Origin of the sequence: Streptomyces sp. NPDC008092, assembly GCF_042957285.1 — a bacterium.
GTDB lineage: Bacteria > Actinomycetota > Actinomycetes > Streptomycetales > Streptomycetaceae > Streptomyces.
Genome location: NZ_JBIBHY010000007.1, coordinates 584576 through 591768 on the forward strand (window position 1 = coordinate 584576; position 7193 = coordinate 591768).

A 7193-nucleotide genomic window follows, 5' to 3' on the forward strand; every position below is an offset into this window, starting at 1 on the left:
TGTCGCGCGCCGTTTGTGAGAGCGATTGCCCGTGAACGTGAAAAGCCCGCTGCTGGGGTACCGGTGAGCAGCCGGCAGCGGGGGCGCCCAGAGCGTCCACTCGATCCCGACGCGGGGCCGACGCAGCGCTTCGCCCATGAACTGCGCACACTGCGTGCGCGGGCCGGATCTCCGCCGTACCGGACGATGTCGGAACGGGCCGGTGTCTCGGTGGCCGCCCTGGCGAGGGCGGCCTCGGGCGAGCGGCTGCCGTCGGTGGCCGTCGCGCGCGCCTACGCGCGGGCCTGCGGGGCGGACCCCGAGGAGTGGGAGCGCCGGTGGGCGACGGCCGCCGACGAGATCGTGGTCTGCGGCACGGGGAACGGGGAGTCGCCCTACCAGGGGTTGGCGCGGTTCGAACCGGGCGATCAGGAACTGTTCTTCGGCCGGGACGAACTGGCCGAGAGGACCGTGAGGCTGATGGAGGAACAGCTGTTCGCGGTGCTGATCGGAGCGTCCGGCAGCGGGAAGTCCTCCCTGCTGCGGGCCGGGGCCATGCCCCGGCTGGCGAAGGTGGTGGAGGAGATGGGCCGCGGTGCGGAACTCCGGCTGCTCACACCCGGCACGCGGCCCGCCACCACCCACGGCCGGTTGCTGACACCGGGGCCCGACGAGCCCCACCGCATCGTCGTGGTCGATCAGTTCGAGGAGATCTTCACGCTGTGCCGGAACCGTGCCGAACGCTGGCTGTTCGTCGAGCAGTTGCTCGCCGCCAAGGACTCCGGCGGCCGGCTGCGCGTGGTCGTCGCGGTGGGCGCCGGCTTCCACGCCCGGTGCGCGGAGCACCAGGGCCTCGCGGAGGCGATGCGGAGCACGAGTCTCACGGTCGGGCCGATGACCCGGGAGGAGCTGCGGGACGCGGTCGTCAAACCGGCCACGGCAGCAGGCCTGAGGATCGAGCGGGAGCTGACCGCCCGCATCGTCGAGGACGTGTACGACCAGCCCGGCGCGCTGCCGATGCTCTCGCACGCCCTGCGCGAGACCTGGCGGCGCAGGCGCAGCGGAGTGCTCACCCTGGCCGCGTACGAGGAGGCGGGCGGCGTCCACGGAGCGATCGCCGCGGCGGCCGAGGACGTGTACGGCCGGCTGTCGCCCGACCAGGCAGGTACCGCCCGGCGGCTCCTGCTGGCCCTCGTCGCCCCCGGTGACGGGGCTCCCGACAGCAGCCGCCCGGTCAGGCGGGCCGATCTGGGCGAGTGGCCGGACCCCGAGGTGCCCGTCGTCCTCCAACGGCTCTCCCACGCCCGTCTCGTCACCGTGGACGAGGAGAACGTCGAACTCGCCCACGATGCCCTGATCACGGGCTGGCCCCGACTGCGGCGGTGGATCGAGGAGAACCGCGAACGGCTGCGTATGCGCCGCCACCTCACCGAGGCCGCCCGCAACTGGCAGGAGCACGGCCGGGATTCCGGCACCCTGTACCGGGGGGTCCATCTCGCCCTGGCCGACGCGCTGTTCACCCGCGAGCGGCTCGACGGCGATCTCACCGCGCGGGAGAGGGCCTTCCTCTCCGCCTCCCGGGTGGCCCACCGCATGGAGCGCTGGACGGCCGCCCGCATGCGGAGCCGCGTACGACGACTCGTGGTCGCGCTCACGTGCGCGATGTGCGGGGCCCTGATCGCCGGTCAGATCGCCTGGCACGAGCGCGGCGTGGCCGCGGCGGAGCGCAGCCTGGCGGCAGCCCGCCGGGTCGCCGACCTCGCCGACCAGGACCGGGTGACCGACCCGCGCACCAGGACGCTGCTCAGCATCGCCGCGTGGCGGCTCGCCCCGCTGCCGGAGACCCGAGCGGCCCTGGTCGACGCACTGGCCGACCCCGAGCGGGACGCCTTCACCGACCCGGACCCGGGCGGCGGCATCCATGACTTCCTGACCGACTCCGGGCGCACCCTGCTCGGCGTCGGGGGCGGCAGGTGGTCGGCGTGGGACGTGGCCACACACAGCCGCACCGGATCCGGGCAGCTGCCGGACCTCCCGGTGACCGCGGTCAGCCCCGACGGACGGACCCTCGCCCTGACAGGCTCCGGCGACGTCGGCGGCCCCCGGCTGTGGCGTCTGCCGGCAGCGGTGGACGGACCGGCAACGACCCACGACCCCGGCGGACATCGGACAGCCGCCGCCACGATCCCCGGCGTCGGTGCCTACATCGTGAAGGGCCCGGACCGGACGGGGCAGTTGCGTGCGCTCACGGACGACCCGGTGGTGCTGGAGCGGTCCGCCGCCGACGCCGTGATCCTCAGCGCGGACGGGCGACTGGCGGTGGTCTGCGCACAGGACCAGCCGCTCACGCTACGGGACGTCGTCCGTCACCGCACCGTCCCGGGCGCCTGGCAGGTCTCGTCGGGCGTGGACTGCGCGTCCGCCTCTCCCGTCCTCGACCGGACCGGGACCAGGCTCGCGGCCGTCACAGAGGCGGGAATACGAGTGTGGGACACCACCTCGGGCCGACAGCTCGCGGACATCGTCCAACCTGGGGCCTCCCACGTCGCGTTCACTCCGGACGGACGGTTCCTGGCCGTGACCGAGCAGGACGTGACGACGGTCTGGCGGACATCGGCGGCAGCGGCACCGGTGTTCCGCCACGTCTCGGCCGACGGGCCCGTCACCGCTCTGGCCTGGGACCCCGGCACCCCGACCCTGCGCTGTCTGACCGGCGGCACGGTCCACACCTTCGACCTCTCCGTGCCGCTCACCTCCCCGTGGCTCGACCGGTCGCCGGACCATGCGACGTTCAGCCCCCACGGCAGCCTGCTGGCCACAGCCGAACGCGTCGGCGAGCACTACCGTTTCCGTCTGCGTGACACCAGGACCGGCCGCGTCGTCGGCGAACCGCCCGCACTCGGGGCACCGGTACGGAGCGTGGCCGGGGACACCGAGCCGCTCATGGCGTTCAGCCCGGACAGCCGGTCCTTCGCCTACGCCGGCGGGGGCCCCGAGGCGCACGAGGCACGGTTCGTCGTATGGAATGTGACCGCCCACCGTGTGCAGGCGACACTTCACCCGGACGACCCGTCCACGGTGCACTCGATCGCGCTCACCCAGGGCGGCGGGAAACTGCTGGTCGCACGGGTGAATTCCGTCGGTTCGCTCACCGGAGAGGTGTGGGACACCGCCCACGGGACACGGACCGACCGGCCCAGGGCTCTGGCCGCCGCCCTGAGAGCCGCCCTGGGCTCCGGCTTCGCCGGCCCCGCCACCGCTCTGCCCTACGGCCTGGACACCGACGTGCCCCATGGCCCGGCCGACCGTGCGGACGTCGTCGCTCTCAGCCCCGACGGCGTCCACCTGGCCACCGGCGGCGACCTCGGGAGCGTCACGGTCCGGGGCGGCCGTGAGGAACGCAACCAGGACGCGGTTGTCCCGCCCGGTGCCGTGGCTTCAGGGGCCCGGGTCACCGCGCTCGCCTTCAGCCCCGACGGCCGCACGCTGGCCGTGGGCTACGGTTCCGGCACGCTGCGCGTCTGGGACACCGCCACCCGGCAGCCCCTCGGCGGCAGCCTCGACACGCAGGGCGACGCGATCCGTTCGCTCGCTTTCGACGCGGACGGCAACTGGCTCTATGCCGGAGGCGGTCACGTCCCCGTCCGGCGGTACGCCGTCGGACCCGCCCAGGTCGTCGCCGGGCTCTGCGTGCGCGCCGGTCGCAATCTCACCGCCGGTGAATGGTGGAGTTACCTCCCCGATGTGCCCTACAGGCGTCTGTGCGACGTGTCCGGCTCCGCGGACCGGATCGCGGAAGCCGGTCCCGTCCCGGCCGTGGCAGAGGCGCCGGCGCCGGCGAGCACTGCCTTGCCATCGCCCGCCTCGGCGTCGCCCGCCTCGGCGTCGCCCGTCGAGCGGAAGCCCTTGTCCCGGAAGCCCGGCACACGCGTCCGTGACACTGCGAAGCACACCGGCGTGACGCCTGGGACGGTGTGGTCCCGCGGAGCGCGACGCAGGGCCCCGTCCTCGCCGACGGCCGAACCGGAACCTCGCGGCGAGCCCCGGAGAACCGTCCGCCCAGGATCCGGAAGGAGCGGCGGGCGCCGCACCACGGCGACGCACGGCCGCTCACCGTACCGCTGATGACGGGACCGTGAACGGGGGCCCACATGTCTGATTCCTGGGCCCTGCTCGGTTGTTTACGCCTCTGACCTGCATTGATAGACAAATCCAGGCCGCCAAGAGTGAGGCTCGCCCAGAAACCCGATGGGCCGCTCACGCCGACGTCCCCGTCGGTGCCCGCTCCTCCTCACTGGAGTCAACGATGGCATTCGCACGCCGCAAGCCCGCCTCACCCAAGCGCACCCTTCGCACCGCCGGGGCGGTCGCCGCCTTGTCCCTGGGTGCCTCTCTGATGGCGGTCCCGCAGGCCTCCGCCGACGACAGCCCCACCACCAGGCAGCTCCTGGACGCCTGCAGCTGGGCGGACGTGTGCGACTTCCACCCGCAGTCCTACTGGACCTACACCGGCCCCAGGCACCAGGTCGGCACCACCGCTTTCAACTGCGGGAGCCAGACCAACCAGCACCGCATCGACTGGGCGGACACGACCGGCTCGACCAACACCGTCGGAATCACGATCGGCGCGAGCTACAAGTGGGAGGAGGTGTTCACGTTCAGCGTCCAGACCACGTACAGCCACAGCTGGGAGGTGTCGCACACGGACACCGAGAGCAACACGGTGAACATCCCGTCCGGCTACAAGGGCTGGATCGAGCGCGGCACGGGCAAGCAGCAGGCGAAGGGCTGGTACGAACTCCACTTCGGCAAGCGCTACTACGGCCACTACATCTGGTACATCTACGACTACCAGCAGTCCGGCTACGACTCGGACCACCAGAACACCGGCTACGTCAACTTCAAGGACGCGAAGATGACGTCGGCCGAGCGCGGCGCACACTGCCACTGATCCCGGACCGACAACGGCATGTGGTGCTCCCCGACTTCGCGAACCCGTTCCCGGCTCCGGCTCGCCGCCGCCGTGTGCTCGCCGGCCCTCCTGACCGGCTGCGCGGTGGGCGCGTCAAGCCACCCCGACACCGCCTGCGCGGACGGCGAGGGACCGACGGTGATCGGCGCCGACACCTCGCCGGAGAGCCGGGTGGTGGCAGCCGTTCACGGCGAGCTTCTCACCCGGGCCGGACAGAAGGTGCGGATGGCGACGGCGGACTACGCCTCGCCCTCCGCAACCGCGAAGGCCGTGGCGGCCGGGAGGATCGGGCTGGCTCCCGCGTACGAGAGCACCCTGCTGCACACGTTCCCGGGCGGGAAAACCCTGCCCGGGAACCTGCCGGCGACGCTGGGTACGGCGCTGCCGATGGGGGTCACCGCGCTTCCCCCGGCTGAAGAAGGCGTACGGCGTCACTCTCACCACCGTCGGCACCTCGGCGACCGCCGACGTGCCGGCCCTGCGCGGTACCGACCCCGTCATCGTTCAGTCTCCCTACACGGGCCTGGCCATGAGAAAGGCCCTGGCCCGGGTCGCCCGGTCCTCACGACGGACCAGCTGGCCGTCCTGGCCGCGTCCGTCCGAGCGGGTGGGTCACCCGGCGACCTGGCGCGGACCTGGCTGCGATCCAAAGACCTACTGGGCCGATCGCCCTCACTTCAACGGAATGGTGGTAGCGATATGCGTGACATCAAAAAGAGGTTCGCCGTAACGGTACTCGCGGCGGGTGCCGTCCTGGGAGGCCTGGCCTTTCCCACCACGGCCAGTGCCGACGACGTCGCCGCCGTGCAGATCACCGTCTGCAACGACTCGGACGCGAAGCTGCGGTTCTGGGCGTTCGGCTACAACCAGTTCAACGACTGGGACGACTCGCCGATCTGGTACGCAAACCCCCACACCTGCGCCACCGCCTGGAACTACTGGTGGAAGCAGAACGCGTCGATCGAATTCCACTACAAGTTCAGCAACCGCGGGTGGGCCTGGAGGCCGCAGTACCTTCCCAGGACCAGCAGTCAGACGACGACGTTCCACGTGTCGTAGGAACTCGGGCCGGACACCCACCGAACCAACAGCACGGAGCCGATCATGTCGGTGCCCGGAGGCATCGCGTGGTCGGCTCCGGCCGGCACGTGAGAGAGCAATTCCCGACAGCCCGGGACCGCCGGTCGGGCGGTCCGCTCCGAGGCCGCCGTGTCGTCGCACCGCGGTTGTGCCCGGTGTTCCGGACCGTGCGGTGGGTGCGGACCCGCGATACGGCGAGCCGGGCTCCAGCAATGGGGGAGTGCGCGCACCTCGAACAGGAAAGTGACCTCTGAACCGGCGCGGACGTGTCGGGCTCGCACGTGGGAGTGCGGCAGCCCGAGCACGGCCGAGCCGCGCCGACCGAGGCGACCGCCTGAGCGGTGCCGGGATGTGGCGCGATCGGGGATGTCAGTCCTTGCGGGTGCGGGTGCGGGTGTGGGTGGTGAGGCCGGTGAGGACGAGGGTGAGCCAGCGGCTGCGGTGCGCGGGGGGCTGGTCGGTGGGGGCTGTGGAGATGAGCAGATAGATGTCGTCGACGCTGACGTCGGCGTGGATGTCGCCGTCCGCGATGGCGACGGCGATCAGCTCGTCGAGTGCCGTGCGGGCGCGCAGTTCGACGTCGGGGTCGAGGCGGGCGCCGAGGGTGCTTGCGGCGGCCTTGACGGCGTGGTTGGTGGCGGTGGCTTCGACGACGCGGGCGAGGAAGCCGGTGATCTCTTCCAGGGCGCGGGCACCCTCGGCGGCGCGCTGGTGGGCGGCTTCGACGTCGTCGGCGATGCGGCTGCTGTACTCGGCCAGGACGGCGGCCACGAGATCGGTCTTGGTCGGGAAATGCCGGTAGAGGGTGCCGACGGCGACGCCGGCGGCGGCCGCAATCTCGTCCATGCCCGTGTCGGGTCCGTTGACGGTGATCTGTTCGCGTGCCGCGTCGAGGATCTTCTTGCGGTTGCGCACCGCATCGGCGCGTGGGGCTCGGGCTTGGGTCATGAGGGGCTCTCACTCTCCGAAGGGTGGGTGACAGGTGTCACGTGTCGGACCTGGGGTGTGCGGTTCGCGCAGGCGGGTTGGTGTCCGCTTCTCCGTCCTGGGGTCCGGTTCGGGATTCTGGACTTGCATTAACGTGAACCGAGGTTCATAGTAGTTGATGAACCCAAGTTCACCTTACCTCCAGGAACCCTCATGACCAAGACCGCTCTGGTCA

The 7193-nt window shown here is 71.6% G+C and carries 4 protein-coding genes; 3 read left to right on the top strand and 1 reads right to left on the bottom strand.

Annotation, left to right across the window (positions count from 1 at the left end; genetic code table 11):
• Positions 1-63 precede the first annotated feature (63 nt).
• The 3 genes from ACFZB3_RS25605 to ACFZB3_RS25615 all read left to right on the top strand — a co-directional run bounded on the left by ACFZB3_RS25605 (position 64) and on the right by ACFZB3_RS25615 (position 6010).
• A complete protein-coding gene (locus tag ACFZB3_RS25605; RefSeq protein ID WP_391378841.1) occupies positions 64-4104 on the top strand; it encodes a helix-turn-helix domain-containing protein in 4041 nt (1346 codons plus the stop codon).
• A gap of 181 nt (positions 4105-4285) precedes the next feature.
• A complete protein-coding gene (locus tag ACFZB3_RS25610) occupies positions 4286-4930 on the top strand; it encodes a hypothetical protein (RefSeq protein WP_391378843.1) in 645 nt (214 codons plus the stop codon).
• A gap of 720 nt (positions 4931-5650) precedes the next feature.
• Complete coding sequence (locus tag ACFZB3_RS25615; RefSeq protein WP_391378845.1) at positions 5651-6010, top strand: hypothetical protein; 360 nt, start codon at positions 5651-5653, stop codon at positions 6008-6010.
• A 390-nt stretch (positions 6011-6400) separates the two neighbouring features.
• On the opposite strand, the gene ACFZB3_RS25620 is transcribed toward ACFZB3_RS25615, so the two are convergent.
• Positions 6401-6979, bottom strand: a complete 579-nt coding sequence (locus ACFZB3_RS25620) for a TetR family transcriptional regulator (RefSeq protein WP_391378847.1) — start codon at positions 6977-6979, stop codon at positions 6401-6403.
• Positions 6980-7193 lie beyond the last annotated feature (214 nt).